Source organism: Polaribacter sp. Hel1_33_96 (assembly GCF_002846595.1).
Lineage (GTDB): Bacteria > Bacteroidota > Bacteroidia > Flavobacteriales > Flavobacteriaceae > Polaribacter.
In genome coordinates, this window is sequence record NZ_PJMV01000001.1 from 768,598 (window position 1) to 784,472 (window position 15,875).

Consider the following 15,875-nt stretch of genomic DNA (forward strand, 5'->3'; position numbering starts at 1 on the left):
TTAAACTTGTAAAACGCCCATATTAAATTGCTTTTTAATAGGAGCATGATTGGCAGCTTCTATTCCCATAGAGATCCAAGTTCTCGTGTCTAATGGGTTTATAACGGCGTCTGTCCATATTCTTGCGGCTGCATAATAAGGAGAAATTTGCTTGTCATATCGAGATTTTATTTTGTCAAATAGCTCAGCTTCTTTTTCAGGGGTAATTTTTTCACCTCGTTTTTTAAGTGAGGCTGTTTCTATTTGTAGTAGAACTTTTGCAGCAGAATTACCACTCATAACTGCTAGTTCTGCACTTGGCCAAGCAACAATTAATCTTGGGTCGTATGCTTTTCCGCACATAGCGTAATTTCCTGCTCCGTAAGAATTTCCAATAATTATTGTGAATTTTGGAACTACAGAATTGCTAACGGCATTTACCATTTTTGCACCATCTTTTATAATTCCTCCATGTTCAGACTTAGAGCCAACCATAAAACCGGTTACATCTTGAAGGAAAACTAAAGGTATTTTCTTTTGATTGCAATTCGCAATAAAACGAGTTGATTTATCCGCTGAGTCATTGTAGATAACGCCACCGAATTGCATTTCCCCTTTCTTTGTTTTTACCAATTTTCGCTGATTAGCAACAATACCAACGGACCAGCCATCGATTCTTGCATAACCAGTTAAAATGGTTTTTCCATAACCTTCTTTGTATTGTTCAAACTCAGAATTATCCACCAAACGTTTTATGATCTCTAACATATCATACTGCGCGTTTCTTTCTTTTGGAAGAATTCCGAAAATATCGTCTTCTTTTTCTTTTGGCGGAAATGCTTCTTTTTTACTAAAGCCAGCTTTGTCGTAATCACCAATTTTATCAATTATAAATCTTATTTTATTTAAAGCATCTTTATCATCTTTTGCTTTGTAATCTGTAACCCCTGATATCTCACAATGTGTAGTTGCTCCGCCTAAAGTTTCATTGTCAATACTCTCACCAATTGCAGCTTTTACCAGATAGCTTCCAGCTAAAAAAATACTTGCGGTTTTATCTACGATCAATGCCTCATCACTCATAATTGGTAAATAGGCACCACCGGCAACGCAACTGCCCATAACGGCAGAAATTTGAGTAATTCCCATACTACTCATTACCGCATTGTTTCTAAAAATTCGTCCAAAATGTTCTTTATCGGGGAAAATTTCATCCTGCATTGGAAGGTAAACTCCTGCAGAATCTACTAAGTAAATAATAGGTAAGTTGTTTTCTATGGATATTTCTTGAGCACGTAAATTCTTTTTTCCAGTAATAGGAAACCAAGCTCCAGCTTTTACGGTAGCATCATTGGCAACCACGATACATTGTTTTTCGCTGATGTAGCCAATTTTCACAACAACTCCGCCAGAAGGGCAGCCTCCATGTTCTGCATACATTTCTTCACCAGCAAAAGCGCCAATTTCGATAGATTTAGACTTGTTATCTAACAAATAATCAATTCTTTCTCTTGCAGTCATTTTGCCATTTGCGTGATGTTTGTCAATTCTCTTTTGACCACCACCTAATTTTACTTTCACAAAACGTTTGCGTAAATCTGAGACTAAAAGTTTATTGTAATCTTCGTTTTTATTGAAGTTGATATCCATAAAAAATAGTTGTTATAAGATGCTAAAATAAGAAAATTTTAACTGTAAGAATTGATAATATTGTCAACTGTTTTAGCTATTTCCTTATGTTGATTTTCCTTTTCTAAGCGAGTTGGTTCTGCAATTCTTTCTGTACAATTTTTTACGGCGCAGGTTTCACAGGTAACGCCAACAATATTTTTATGAAAAGTGTTTTCTTTAAGAAAAGTAAGTTTCTTTTTTAAGTGAGGAGAAAGTAACATTCCAATACTTACACTTCTGTTAATGGCTTTTTTAAAAGGATCTGGAGTTGCCGAAGAAAGTACTAAATATTCGTTTTTTTGATTTTCGTAAGAAGAAATTTGAATGCCAAAAGTTGCTCTTTCTTTGGATGAATTTTCTAAGTCTTGAATTGTTTTTATAGATATCCAACGTCTGCAATAATGCTCATTTTTTCTGTTTGCATGAGGTGCTTGTTGTTGTGTTATGTGTAGTTCTTTACTTAGTTTAAATTCTGGTGAATTCTCTTTGTGTGTAAAACGTAAGAAAAATAAATTTTTGATTTTGAAAAACTTGGGTAAAATATTTGTTAAACGTTGGTAAAAAGTTTCTTGAGAGCAATTAAAGCTCTTAATTATTTGATGCAGTTTTAAAGGTTTCCAGTCTTCCTGTTCAAAGAAGTTTGTTAGTTTCTCTGTTAAATTTTTTCTTGGGATAATTAAAGCGCCAGCAAAATAAGATGCAATAAAATTATTCAAAACTTGATCAAAATTTTCAAATTTAATCCAAGGGAAAGTGTAAAGTCTATCTTTAATCTTTAAATGATTGTACGCCAATTCTTTTGCGTAAATAAATGTTTTTTGTGCTTCAGAAATGTTTTTATCAATTAAAAGTATTTTCTTTTTTGGGATATAAATGTTTCTCAAAACACCTAAATTGTCGTGTTTAGAAAGTTCTTTGTCATCAATTTTGTATCCAAATTCTTCGATTAAAATTTCTTCTAAATCCTTGGAATTTATTCTTTTTGATAAGTTTATATGATATAATTTGGCAAATTTCTCTACATCATTTTCAATATCTTCAAAATAATTATTGTGCGCTTCTTGGTACGAACGTAAAGATGCTAAAAAAAAGCTTTCTCTTGTTAGGTTGTAGTTTTGTGCAATTTTTATAATTGTACTTATAAACGCATTAACTTTTGCAGGAGCGTTTGCAATGATGTCTATTAGATTATTCTCTTTGATACCAAATAGCTCTAGTGGTATTTCTTTCAAAATTTTAGATTGTAAAATTTCGCCAATAGGTGCAAGGTTTTTATCTAGTTTTAAAGATACAAAATGGTCATAAGGAACTTCTAAATTTTCAGAAAGTAATAATATTTTATCTGTTTTTGGATATTTTTTTCCTTTTTCAATTTCATTTAAATACGATTTTGAAAGTCCGGATAACTTTGCTAGACCAAAAAGAGAAAGGTTCTTCTCTGTTCTTATTTGCTTCAGTTTTAAGCCAAATATTAATCGTATGTATTCGTCTTCTATCATCATAAATCAAAGATAAGAATAAATAGCGAATTAATTTAATTAATATTTTTATATTATTTAGCGAACGTTCGCTTGTGGAGTTCAAATATATTTTATATCATTGTAGTGTAGAAATTAAAATATTCTAATTATGGAAGAAAATAGTATTATTAAAGAAATCAGTTTTAAAGAATTTAAGTTTGATGCGTATCAAGATGTTTTAACTAACAAGGCTCAATTGTTTTTATTAGAATTACATGAAAAATTTAATCAAAGAAGATTAAAATTATTGGAAGATAGAGAAGCTGAACAAGCTTATTTTGATGCCGGAAATTATCCTTCTTTTCCAAAAGAGACAAAAGAAATAAGGGAATCTGATTGGGTTTGTGCTCCTTTGCCGGAAGATTTATTAGATAGAAGGGTAGAAATTACAGGTCCTGTAGAGCGTAAAATGGTAATTAATGCTTTAAATTCTGGTTCCAAAACTTTTATGGCAGATTTTGAAGATAGTAATTCTCCAAACATTCATAATAATTTGCAGGGTCAAATTAATTTAAAAGATGCTATCAATAAAACAATTTCATTCTATGATGAGAAAAAGGATAAAACCTATCAATTAAATAAAGAAACGGCAACGTTACTTGTGAGACCCAGAGGTTTACATTTAAATGAAAAACATTTTACTGTTGATGGTGAGGAAATGTCTGGTTCTTTTGTAGACTTTGGGTTGTATTTTTTTAATAACATTAAAGCATTACAAGCGCAAAATTCTGCTACCTATTTTTATTTACCAAAATTAGAGCACTATTTAGAAGCAAGGTTATGGAATGATATTTTTGTGTTTGCCCAAGAATATCTAAAGATTCCTCAAAACACAATTAAAGCGACTGTTTTAATAGAGACGATCACAGCAAGTTTTCAGTTAGATGAAATTATTTATGAGTTAAGAAATCATATGGCTGGATTAAATTGTGGTCGTTGGGATTATATTTTTTCTTACATCAAAAAGTTTAGAAATCATCAAAATTTTATGGTACCGAATAGAGATCAAGTAACAATGAAAACACCTTTTATGAAAGCTTATTCTTTGAGGGTTATTCAAAAATGCCATAAAAGAGGAGTGCATGCGATGGGAGGAATGGCAGCACAAATTCCGATTAAAAATGATGAATTAGCGAATAATAATGCATTCGCAAAAGTGTATGCAGATAAAGAGCAAGAGGTAAAAAATGGACATGATGGAACTTGGGTTGCGCATCCAGGATTAGTTTCTTTAGCAATGAACGTATTTAATGAAAACATGATGACAAAAAATCAAATTCATGTAAAAAGATTTGATGTAAATGTTGGAGTTAAAGATTTAGTTGAAATGCCAAAAGGAACCATTACTGAAGATGGCGTTAGAAAAAACATTAATGTAGGTATTTTATATATAGAAAGTTGGTTACGTGGAAACGGAGCGGCTGCAATATATAATTTAATGGAAGATGCTGCCACGGCGGAAATCTCTAGGACTCAGGTTTGGCATTGGTTAAACCATAATATTCAATTAGAAGATGGGCGCTTTTTTAGGGAAGAAATGTATCAGCAATTAAAAAAAGAAGAATTAGAGAAAATTCAAGAATTAGTTGGTGAAACTAATTTTTTAAATGGAAAATTTGAATTAGCAATTAACCTCTTTGATCAGTTAGTTTTATCAAAGGAGTACAAAGAGTTTTTAACACTATCAGCATATAAATATATTTAAAAAAAATGTCTCGCAACTACGGCAATAGTGTGCGAGACGAAATTATCAAAATCTAGAAACCTTAATAATCAAAAGACAAAATTATGAAAAAATTATCACAAACGAATTATAGTTCAGCATTAGAAACTGTAAGAAATCTTAAAGAAAAATATGGTAATTCTTGGAATGCAATAAGTTCTGAAAGTGCAGCAAGAATGGTTACTCAAAATCGTTTTAAAACAGGTTTAGATATTGCTAAATATACTGCAGCTATCATGCGAAAGGATATGGCAGAATATGACGAGGATTCATCTAACTATACACAATCTTTGGGTTGCTGGCATGGTTTTGTTGCGCAACAAAAAATGATTGCTGTAAAAAAACATCATAAAACAACCAATAAAAGATACTTGTATTTGTCTGGATGGATGGTTGCTGCATTGCGTTCAGAATTTGGGCCGTTACCAGATCAATCTATGCACGAAAAAACGGCTGTGCCATCATTAATAAGCGAAATTTATGATTTTCTTCGTCAAGCAGATGCTATTGAATTGAATGATTTATTTAAACGATTAGAGAATGGAGAAGATGTGCAAGATCAAATAGATAATTTCGAAACTCATATTGTTCCAATTATTGCAGATATTGATGCAGGTTTTGGAAATGAAGAAGCTACTTATTTATTGACTAAAAAGATGATTGAAGCAGGAGCATGTGCGATTCAAATTGAAAATCAAGTTTCAGATGCAAAACAATGTGGCCATCAAGATGGAAAAGTAACGGTGCCGCATGAAGATTTTATTGCTAAATTAAATGCCATTAGATATGCATTTTTAGAGTTGGGTGTGGATGATGGAATTATTGTAGCACGAACAGATTCTGAAGGGGCAGGTCTAACTCAGAAACTACCAGTAAGTCAAGAGCCAGGAGGTTTAGCTTCTAAATATTTAGCTTTTGTTGAGGCAGAAGAAATAGCAATTAAGGATGCTAAAGAAGATGATGTTCTATTGAAAAGAGATGGTAAATTAGTACGTCCAATTAGATTGGCCAACGGTTTGTATAAATTTAAAGAAGGTTCTAATATAGATAGAGTTGTGTTAGATTGTATTACCAGTTTACAAAATGGGGCAGATTTATTATGGATAGAAACACCAACACCAAATGTAAAGCAAATTGCAAATATGGTAAATAGAGTAAAAGAGGTTGTGCCAAACGCTAAGTTGGTGTATAATAATTCGCCTTCATTTAACTGGACACTTAATTTCCGAAATCAAGTATTTGAAGAAATGCTTTCTGAGGGAGAAAATATGACAGCTTATGATAGAAATAATTTAATGGATGTCAAATATGATACTTCTGAATTAAGTTATCGTGCAGATCAAAAAATTAAAACTTTTCAAATTGATGGGGCAAAAGAAGCAGGGATTTTCCATCACTTAATTACTTTGCCAACGTATCATACAACAGCTTTGCATATGAATGATCTTACGGAAGGTTATTTTGGTGAAGAAGGAATGTTAGCCTATGTAAAGGGTGTTCAAAGACAAGAAATTAGAAAAGGAGTTTCATGTGTAAAACATCAAAGAATGGCAGGTTCTGATTTAGGTGATGATCATAAAACTTTTTTTGCTGGTGATAAAGCTTTAAAAGCAGGAGGAGAGAACAATACTTCAAATCAGTTTGAAGCTTCTGAAGAGGTTAAAAAAACACGAAATAAAATTTCAAAAGTAGCTTAATAAATTTACGGAATTCATAATTAAAAAATCCTCTTTGAGCTGCTCAAAGAGGATTTTCTTATTTTTAATCAAAGAAAAATGTTCTTTTATTTGATAGTTAGTTTTGTTTTACCTGAAGAAATTAAGCTGACGTTTAGCTAGTAATCAATTGAAGGAGAAGTCTTTTGATGTATTTTCCTAGCTAGCCTTAGTTGTCAATATCTAAGTGCACGTTAAATGGAGGTATAAAATGTTATTCTCTTAATTGAGATTTAATATCTTGAAAAGTTAATGGATTTGTTAAGAATAAAATAAAGCTTTTTTTTACATATTAATCTATTTATTTAAAAGACTGTGTAAAATTAGTTGTGATCTCAAATCATAAAATTAGTACTTAGAATTGGCCTAAAAAAAAGGGTTTTATAGCTGTACATATTTAAAGTAATACTTCTTTTAATTAAAAAAAAATAACGAAATTTGTTATCTAAAAATTGCTCAATTTTTTTCTGTTTAGAAGTTTTTTATTTGTAAAAATATTTATGCTAGTGTATGTTGTATATCACCATTTATGCTGCTGTAAAAATTGATGATATGAAGATGAAAGGATTCGTTTTTCTTAAAATTAAAGGGTAAGATATAATGGTTTAAAGAGATTTTGTTATCATAACAACAGATATAAATTATAGAGAAAAACGGATGACACTAAAAAGTATTTAAATATGGGTTTAAAAGTAAAAAGAAGTTTTGAAGATGGAAGTTAAAGATAAAATTAGTAACGTTACCTCTAAAGTTATTTCCAGTATTTGGGGTACTTTAGAGCAATTTAATTTTGATTTTACGTTTAAAAACGGAAAAACAAGAAATGTATTTCATGAAGTTTATGGAAAAAGTGATGGAGTTGCAATTTTGCTTTATAATACTAAAACAGAAAAAGTAATTTTATCGAAACAATTTAGAATGCCCGTTTTTGTGGCAGGTATTTCAAAAGGATTTTCTATCGAAGTTGTTGGCGGTGGAATTGATAAAAATGAGTCTCCAGAGACTTGTGTGATTCGTGAAACGGAGGAGGAAGTTGGTTATCGAATATCAGAAGTAAAAAAAGTATGCACTGTTTTTTTATCACCAGGCATTGTGAAAGAAAAAGTACATCTTTTTGTGGGTGAATATAAAGATGAAGACAAAACAGAAAATGGAGGAGGTCTTGCAATTGAAAATGAAGAAATAGAAGTAATAGAAATATCATTCATAGATGCTTTAAAAATGATTAAAACACAAGAGATTATGGATGCAAGAACCATTTTATTATTACAGTATTTGGAAATAAATCAATTTATATAGGAGTTAGCTAGTTCCTATTTTATGAAAAATTAGTGGAATTTTATACTAAATATTTAGTAAAAATAGGTTTTATAGTAACTAATTTCATGTTGTTTTTTGTTGATGAAATTGACTGGATTCGGGAAGTTTTTTAGAAAAAAAATGAACAAATAATAGATTCCATTCAATTGTTATCTAAACAGCAAAATAAGATTCAAGAAATACAACATCTTCAGAAAAAAATCGATTCAATAAAAATGGATAAGTAAAGTTTTCTGTTTTCATTTTTTAGGCATATTTCGTTTATAAGTTTAGTTATGGGTTTGTCCTCTTAGACATTCTAGAACATTAAATTATCATTGTAAGAAAAGAATTTTCGAGTAGGAAAATCCGCTCCAATGAATTATTGTTGTTGTTTTAAACAGTTTATTAAAGATTAAAAAATGAATAATATAAAAGAAAAACATACAAGATAAAAAATAAGTACTAGAATTGAGATAACAAGTCCAGCTATTGCTAGTTTATTCCGTTTTTTATAAATTCCTGCCCAAGATAAACTAAATCCAAGAAGCCATATTATCCAACCCAAAAATGTAATCCATGCAATAAATATGGAAATTAATGCAAAAACGAATCCTGCGCTCCCTATTCCATTTGATTCATTTTGTTTTGCTTTTATTGATTGTTTTTGGTTTTCAGTTTTTTGGTCATTAATTGATGTCATTTGATTCATAACTTTTGATTAGATTTAATTTAGAGTCTAAATTGACTAAAACCTATTAGTGAATATACATCGTTTTTAATAACCAATATTTAAAGTAAGTTAAGTTAGTTTTTTTATCATAGAATATCAACCGTAAAAACATCCATTTTAAGTAAAATCCATTTTAAATATTTCCTTGGATTTATTTTCCTTGGTAAATAAATTTTTATTTTGTAATTTTGTCTTGAATTTATAAAGGTACAAGATGAAAATTACTAAGATTATTTACTATATCTCTATAGTGTTATTAACCTTATTAATGCTTTTTTTGCACATTTTATGATTGGAGACGGAGAACAGAAGGAAGCAGCATTCACAATAATTCTTTTAATTACCTCTTACAAAACTGATAAAAAAATTAAAAATGCTTAGAGATAAAAATGCTGAAGTAGTTTTAACAAATAAAAACTATCTGGCTGAAGTTAAAACAAGAAATCACTTTTTAGTAATTGATGAACCTGTCAGCTCTGGCGGTGACGATAACGGCCCAACACCAGTTGAATACTTATTAACTGCAATAGGCGGTTGTGTTTCAATAACCTTAAGAATGTATGCAGAAAGAAAAGGATGGGATGTAGGTAAAATAACTGTCAATGTTTCTCAAAAAGAAGAGTCAACTTCTGAAGGAATTAAAAAATGGTTGGTTGAAGATATTTCCTTTGAAAAAGAAATCACTGAAGATCAAAAAAAGAGGTTGTTGGTTATTGCAGGGAAATGTCCAGTGGCAAAAATGATAAAAGGAGAAACAAAAATGGAATCAAAAATTATATAAATGAAAAAAGTATTAGCGTTTGCAGGAAGCTCGAGCTCAACATCTATCAATAAAAAATTAGCAATTTTTGCTGGAGAGAAGTTAGAAAACACCTCTTTTGATGTGATAGACTTAAAAGATTTCACTTTACCGATTTATAGCATTGATGAAGAACAAAATGGATTTCCAGGAGATGCAAAAAAGTTTACTTCTTTGTTGGATAATTATGACGGATTTATCCTCTCATTAGCAGAACATAATGGATCTTATGCTGCAGCTTTTAAGAATGTTTTTGATTGGAGTACAAGAATAGAAAAGAATTTTTTTAGAGATAAACCATTATTATTAATGGCAACTTCACCAGGAGGTAGGGGAGGGCAAACAGTTTTAGAAACAGGAGTTCAATCATTCTCTAGAATGGGTGCTAAAGAACTAATTTCTTTTTCTTTTCCAAGTTTCTACGATAATTTTAAAGATGGTAAAATCATACATGAAAATTTATTAATATCATTAAAAGAACAAGTAAATAAATTTGAGAATGCTGTAAATCAATCCATATGAAAATAGTTTTATACGGGAAACAAGGACATGCCTATACAGTTGCTTTTAAAAATTTTTTAAATTCAACCGATGTTCCTTATGTATATAAAGATGTTTCTAAGGATGCTGAAGCAAGAGAACATAGCAAAGAACTATATGATGGAGTTGTTAAATTTCCAACTTTATTTGTAGATGATACCATCTATTTAACGCCAACAACTGAAGAATTTAATAAAATAATGCAAGATTTAAGATTAAGAGCATAATTATGGGAGACATTTCTAAAGATATCAACTCTAAGTTTATAAACTGTAAGGTAAAGGCATTAATCAATATAAAATATACTTTTAATTGGTTAAATAGCAGGGAGAATGAGTTTTTTAAACCTTATGGAATTTCTCCACAACAATACAATATTTTAAGAATTTTAAGGGGTGCTAAAGATAAAATTAAGGTTCAGATTGTGAAAGACAGAATGGTAGAAAGAGCTCCAAATGCAACTCGTTTAATGGATAAGTTGTGTGATAAAAACTTAATTGAAAGAGAGCGCTGTGAGCATGACAGAAGAGTAGTGTTTGTAAAAATAACGCTATCTGGGTTGGATTTATTATCTACTATAGATGACAATGAAAAGGTGTCTTTTTTAGAAAAATTAACAGATGAAGAAGCCATTACTTTAAGCAATCTTTTAGATAAAATTAGATAGAAAAAATTTTTAAAAATATTTTCCTTGGGAAGTATCTATAGAATGTTAGTTTGAGTGACTAGTATTTTTTATCAGAATTGTATCGAGAGCTAATAGATTATTTAATTATGAAAAAATATAAAACAATACAGCATAAAGTTACAAGTCCTATGGTAAATATGGGGCCAATAAAATTGCGTCAACCATTGCCAACGGAAGAAATAGAAAATGTAGATCCGTTTTTATTGTTGCATCATTATGGGCCTTATGCGATATCAGAATTTAACAATCCGTTTGATTTAGGGCCGCATCCGCACAGAGGTTTTGAACCAATAACATTGTTGTTTAAGGGTGAGCAATTACACAGAGATTCATTAGGAAATGAAATGGTGGTGAAAGCTGGAGATGTTCAATGGACAACAGCAGGTCATGGAATTATCCATGCTGAGGGGCCAACTAAAGAATTTGTGAAAGAAGGGGGAGATTTAGAGGGAATTCAGTTGTGGTTAAACTTGCCAGCAAAAGATAAAATGATGACACCGAATTATCAGCACTTAGAAGAAAAACAAATACCAAAAATTTTTTCTGAGGATAAAAAAGTGCAATTAAATATTATTGCAGGTAATCAAAATAATGAATCTGGTTTGATACAAACTCAGACGGCTGTTAACGTTTTTACCTTAAAAGCAAATAAAGGGGGACAATTAGAAATTAATATTCCAGAAAAGCATCAATCTTTAATTTATTTGTTAGTTGGTGAAATTTTAGTGAATACTTCAGAACTACTCAGGAAAGGAGAAAGCCAAATGGTTACTTTTAATCAAGATGGAAATACCATTCAATTTGAAGCAAAAAAAGAAAGTACACTATTGGTTTTATCAGGAGAACCAATTGGAGAAAAAATTACTCAATATGGACCTTATGTAATGAATACTCAAACAGAAATTTTGGAAGCAATGCGCGATTATCAGAAGGGTAAAATGGGGTATTTGTATTAATCAAGAAAGTTAAATCATGAATAAAATAATACACAAAGCAGCATCTAGAGGTCATGCAAATCATGGATGGCTGCGGTCACATCATACATTTAGTTTTGCAAGTTATCAAAATTTAGAAAGAATGAATTTTGGGATGTTACGCGTTTTAAATGATGACGTTGTGGAACCAAAAATGGGGTTTGGAACACATCCTCATAAAAATATGGAAATTATTTCTATCCCTATTTCTGGAGCCTTATCTCACAAAGATAGTATGAGTAATAAACGTTCTATAGAAGTTGGGGAAGTACAGGTTATGAGTGCAGGAACTGGTTTAACACATTCAGAATTTAATGACAGTGAAACAAAGGCTGTAAATTTTTTACAACTTTGGATTATTCCTGAGTTAGAAAATATAATGCCTTATTACAATCAAAAAATATTTAAAGCGATAGAAAGAAAAAACAAATTTCAAGTTTTAGTTTCCCCAAAAGATAAATTGGTTGCAGGTTCTTTGCCAATAAACCAGCAAGGATATATTTCGATGATTGATTTAGATAAAGGCTTCGAAACAACTTACAATTTAAAAAATGGAGCTTATTTTTTCTTAATTGAAGGAGAAGTATTAATAGAGGATGAAACTCTTGAAAAAAGAGATGCCATTGGAATTACGGAAAAAGAAAAAATCAATATCAAGGCAAATGTGTTAAGTAAATTGTTAGTGATTGATGTTCCTATGAAATAGGAATTAAATTATAAATTTTTTAAAGCCAAAGAATCAATTTTTTTGGTTTTTTATTTTCAGAAAATAAACATATCTTGCAAACTATTATGCATGCATAATAAATTTAACTCCAAGATTATGAAATATAAGCACATTTTTGAACCATTAGATTTAGGTTTTACAACTTTAAAAAATAGAATTTTAATGGGTTCTATGCATACAGGTTTAGAAGAAGAAAAAAATGCTATTGATAAAATTTCAACCTATTACGCAGAAAGAGCTAAGGGAGGAGTTGGTCTTATTGTTACAGGAGGAATTTCACCAAATATTCAAGGTTGGACAGGGCCTTTTGCTGCAAGAATGTCTTCAACAAAACATGCTATACAGCACCAAAAAATAACGAATGCAGTTCATAAAGAAGGAGGGAAAATTTGTATGCAAATTTTGCATTCAGGGCGTTATGGATATCATCCTTTTAATGTTGCTCCCTCTAAAATAAAGTCGCCAATAACACCTTTTAAACCATTTAAGTTAACACAATCAGGAATCAAAAGAACAATTAGAGATTTTGTAAACTGTGCTGAATTATCTAAAATGGCAGGTTATGATGGTGTTGAAATTATGGGCTCGGAAGGCTATTTAATCAATCAATTTATTGCAAAAAGAACCAATAAAAGAACTGATAATTATGGTGGTGCATATGAAAACAGAATGCGTTTACCTATTGAGTTGGTAAAACAAACTCGTGAAGCTGTTGGTAAAGAATTCATTATAATTTACCGACTATCAATGTTAGATTTGGTTGAAAATGGTAGTTCTTGGGAAGAGGTGGTTCAACTGGGTAAAGAAATAGAAAAAGCTGGAGCCACTATTATAAATACAGGGATTGGTTGGCATGAGGCTAGAATCCCTACAATTGCAACTTCAGTTCCAAGAGGTGCATTTACTTGGGTTACAAAAAAAATGAAAGAAGAATTATCAATTCCTTTGATTACTTCTAACAGAATAAATATGCCAGAAACAGCTGAAAAAATATTATCAGAAGGAGATGCAGATATGATTTCTATGGCGCGTCCTTTTTTAGCAGATTCAGAATGGGTAAATAAAGCAGCACAAGATAGAGTAGACGAAATAAATACATGTATTGGTTGTAATCAAGCTTGCTTAGATCATGTTTTCGAACAAGAAGTTGCAAGTTGTTTAGTAAACCCTCGGGCTTGTCATGAAACAGAACTGAATTATTATCCTACAGAAAGTCAAAAGAAAATAGCAGTAATTGGAGCAGGTCCAGCAGGTTTAGCAGCATCAACAATTGCGGCACAAAGGGGCCATTTGGTTACTTTATTTGATGCGGATAAAGAAATTGGTGGTCAGTTTAATCTTGCAAAACAAATTCCAGGAAAAGAAGAGTTTTATGAAACCTTACGTTATTTCAAGAAACAAATTGAACTTCATCAAGTAAGCTTAAAACTAAATACTAGAGTTTCTGAGGATGATTTAAAAGATTCAGATTTTGACGAAATTATAGTTGCAACAGGAATTAAGCCGAGAGAATTAAAAATTGAAGGAATTAATCATCAAAAAGTATTGAGTTACATTGATGTCTTAAAGTTTAAAAAGCCAGTAGGCAAAAGAGTAGCTGTAATTGGAGCGGGAGGAATTGGTTTTGACGTTTCAGAATATTTAACACATGAAGGAGAATCTACCTCGCTAAATATTGATGCTTGGTTAAAAGAATGGGGAATTGACAAAACGCTAGAAGCCAGAGCAGGAATTGAAGGAGAAAAACCATTAATTCATGCAGCATCTAGAGAAATTTTTATGTTTAAAAGGAGTAAAGGAAAATTTGGTGGAAATCTTGGAAAAACTACAGGTTGGATTCACCGCTCTAGTTTAAAAAAGAAAAAAGTTCAGTTTATAGGAGATGTTTCTTATACTAAAATTGACGATCAAGGGTTGCATTATACACAAAATGAGGAAGCTAAAATTTTAGAAGTAGATCATATTGTTATTTGTGCAGGTCAAATACCTTTTAAAGAATTATACCAACCTTTATTGGATGCAGGTAAAAAAGTACATGTAATTGGTGGAGCAGATTTTGCATCAGAGTTAGATGCAAAAAGAGCGATCAAACAAGGTGCAATATTGGCGGCCAAAATTTAGTTTTTTCTTTAATTGCTATGGGGAACTCTTATCAAAAAAATGTATAGTATTCGCAAAAACGAATACATTTAAAAATCATAATTATGAAATCATTCTCCCTTAAAGAAATATTAGCAATTGTTAACGGTGAACTTATTGGAAATTGTAAAGATTTAATATTCGCTCCAGAGCAAATTGAAAATGCAGTAAAGGGGAATGTTACCTTTATAGGAAATTCTAAATATGCTCGTTTCTGGGAAAAATCAAAGGCGAGTATAGCAATTGTATATGACGGAATTAAGGTGCTTCCAGGAGAAGGAAAAGCATTTATTAAAGTAAAAAATGCTGACTTAGCAATGGCACTGATATTGGATGCTTTTGAACCGGAACCTCCCTATTTTGAAGCAGATATTCATCCAACAGCGGTTATAGATAAAACTGCAAAAGTGGGAAATGGATGCAAAATTGGTGCAAATTCTTATATCGGTAAAAATGTAATAATAGGGGAAAATGTAATCATCTACCCTAACGTTTCTGTTTTTGATGATACTATTATTGGAAATGAGACAGTTATTTGGTCTGGAACAGTGATTAGAGAACGAAGTAAAATTGGAAGTCATTGTATTTTTCATTCAAACGTTAGTATTGGAGCAGATGGTTTTGGATATAGACCAAGTAATGATGGTAGAGGCTTAGTTAAAATAAAGCATATTGGTAATGTTGTTATTGGAAATGCTGTAGAAGTAGGTGCTAATTCATGCATTGATCGTGGAAAATTTAGTTCTACTGTCTTAGGCGATGGCTGTAAGATTGATAATTTAGTGCAAATAGGTCATAATTCTGTGCTAGGAAGATGTTGTATAATGGCTGGAAACAGTGGTTTAGCAGGTTCTGTAACGTTAGGCGATGGAGTTATTATTGGAGGTAGTGCTTCTATAAAAGATCATGTTACTATACATTCTGGTGCTAAAGTTGGCGCTGGTTCTGGCGTTATCAGTGACGTAGAAGCGGGTAAAACGGTAGTTGGTTATCCAGCATGCGATTCAAGAGAAAAAATGAAACAGTGGGTAGCTTTGCGTAAACTTGCAAGAAATTAAGTATGTAATCTATAACACTTTCTAACCCCCTAATTTATAAGACTTTTTATCAAATCTATAATTTGACAGTATCAAATAAATACCGATATTTGTCGAACAAATTAACGAATTACATAATATGGGAATGAATAAAAATACAGTGCTTGCTTGGGCAACATTGATAATGATACTTGTAGGATTAGGATTAATTGCTTTAGGCGCTTTTAGATATAATGAAGTTGCAGGTTGGGGATTTGCAGCCGTTGGTGTTGGTTTTTTTGCTATTGCTTGGGTTTTTAATGCCTTAAAGGGTAGAGTATAAAAAAGTCTA

Annotated in this window: 15 protein-coding genes; 12 read left to right on the forward strand and 3 right to left on the reverse strand. The window is 31.1% G+C overall.

Annotated elements, in window-relative coordinates:
- On the reverse strand, positions 1 to 1,629 hold the full coding sequence (locus tag ATE90_RS03500) for an acyl-CoA carboxylase subunit beta (protein WP_036787789.1): 1,629 nt from the start codon (positions 1,627 to 1,629) through the stop codon (positions 1 to 3).
- Between the two features lie 38 nt (positions 1,630 to 1,667).
- Positions 1,668 to 3,152, reverse strand: coding sequence for a helix-turn-helix domain-containing protein (locus ATE90_RS03505; protein WP_180335166.1), 1,485 nt, complete (start codon positions 3,150 to 3,152; stop codon positions 1,668 to 1,670).
- A 127-nt stretch (positions 3,153 to 3,279) separates the two neighbouring features.
- Here ATE90_RS03505 and aceB point away from each other — a divergent pair, with 127 nt between their 5' ends.
- From aceB to ATE90_RS03520, 3 genes are all read left to right on the forward strand, one after another.
- Positions 3,280 to 4,875 (forward strand): malate synthase A, encoded by a 1,596-nt coding sequence (gene aceB / locus ATE90_RS03510; protein WP_101450818.1) that lies wholly within the window; start codon positions 3,280 to 3,282, stop codon positions 4,873 to 4,875.
- An 83-nt stretch (positions 4,876 to 4,958) separates the two neighbouring features.
- Positions 4,959 to 6,590 (forward strand): isocitrate lyase, encoded by a 1,632-nt coding sequence (locus tag ATE90_RS03515; protein ID WP_036787796.1) that lies wholly within the window; start codon positions 4,959 to 4,961, stop codon positions 6,588 to 6,590.
- A gap of 729 nt (positions 6,591 to 7,319) precedes the next feature.
- Positions 7,320 to 7,907 (forward strand): NUDIX domain-containing protein, encoded by a 588-nt coding sequence (locus ATE90_RS03520; RefSeq protein ID WP_052107584.1) that lies wholly within the window; start codon positions 7,320 to 7,322, stop codon positions 7,905 to 7,907.
- 415 nt (positions 7,908 to 8,322) lie between these two features.
- Here the strand turns inward: ATE90_RS03520 and ATE90_RS03525 are convergent, their stop codons facing one another.
- A complete protein-coding gene (locus ATE90_RS03525; RefSeq protein WP_235317757.1) occupies positions 8,323 to 8,619 on the reverse strand; it encodes a hypothetical protein in 297 nt (98 codons plus the stop codon).
- A 394-nt stretch (positions 8,620 to 9,013) separates the two neighbouring features.
- Between ATE90_RS03525 and ATE90_RS03530 the strand changes: the two genes are divergently transcribed.
- The 9 genes from ATE90_RS03530 to ATE90_RS03570 all read left to right on the forward strand — a co-directional run bounded on the left by ATE90_RS03530 (position 9,014) and on the right by ATE90_RS03570 (position 15,866).
- The gene (locus tag ATE90_RS03530; protein WP_036787799.1) at positions 9,014 to 9,421 is read left to right on the forward strand and encodes an OsmC family protein; all 408 of its coding nucleotides are present in this window, start codon (positions 9,014 to 9,016) and stop codon (positions 9,419 to 9,421) included.
- Positions 9,422 to 9,961, forward strand: a complete 540-nt coding sequence (locus tag ATE90_RS03535) for an NADPH-dependent FMN reductase (protein WP_036787802.1) — start codon at positions 9,422 to 9,424, stop codon at positions 9,959 to 9,961. It abuts the gene before it with no gap.
- Positions 9,958 to 10,206 carry a glutaredoxin family protein gene (locus ATE90_RS03540; protein ID WP_036787805.1) on the forward strand — a complete coding sequence of 83 codons (249 nt, stop codon included), beginning with the start codon at positions 9,958 to 9,960 and terminating at the stop codon, positions 10,204 to 10,206. The genes ATE90_RS03535 and ATE90_RS03540 overlap by 4 nt, the downstream gene beginning before the upstream one ends.
- A gap of 2 nt (positions 10,207 to 10,208) precedes the next feature.
- Positions 10,209 to 10,646 carry a MarR family winged helix-turn-helix transcriptional regulator gene (locus tag ATE90_RS03545; protein WP_101450820.1) on the forward strand — a complete coding sequence of 146 codons (438 nt, stop codon included), beginning with the start codon at positions 10,209 to 10,211 and terminating at the stop codon, positions 10,644 to 10,646.
- Positions 10,647 to 10,753: 107 nt separating this feature from the next.
- Positions 10,754 to 11,623 carry a pirin family protein gene (locus ATE90_RS03550; RefSeq protein WP_036787811.1) on the forward strand — a complete coding sequence of 290 codons (870 nt, stop codon included), beginning with the start codon at positions 10,754 to 10,756 and terminating at the stop codon, positions 11,621 to 11,623.
- Positions 11,624 to 11,639: 16 nt separating this feature from the next.
- Positions 11,640 to 12,347, forward strand: coding sequence for a pirin family protein (locus ATE90_RS03555; RefSeq protein ID WP_036787814.1), 708 nt, complete (start codon positions 11,640 to 11,642; stop codon positions 12,345 to 12,347).
- 117 nt (positions 12,348 to 12,464) lie between these two features.
- Entirely contained in the window at positions 12,465 to 14,489 is a 2,025-nt protein-coding gene (locus tag ATE90_RS03560) for an NADPH-dependent 2,4-dienoyl-CoA reductase (RefSeq protein WP_036787816.1), read from the forward strand.
- Between the two features lie 83 nt (positions 14,490 to 14,572).
- Positions 14,573 to 15,565, forward strand: a complete 993-nt coding sequence (gene lpxD / locus ATE90_RS03565; RefSeq protein ID WP_036787819.1) for a UDP-3-O-(3-hydroxymyristoyl)glucosamine N-acyltransferase — start codon at positions 14,573 to 14,575, stop codon at positions 15,563 to 15,565.
- Between the two features lie 124 nt (positions 15,566 to 15,689).
- Positions 15,690 to 15,866: a CAL67264 family membrane protein gene (locus ATE90_RS03570; RefSeq protein WP_223267264.1), complete on the forward strand. Its 177-nt coding sequence runs from the start codon at positions 15,690 to 15,692 to the stop codon at positions 15,864 to 15,866.
- The last annotated feature ends 9 nt before the right edge of the window (positions 15,867 to 15,875 follow it).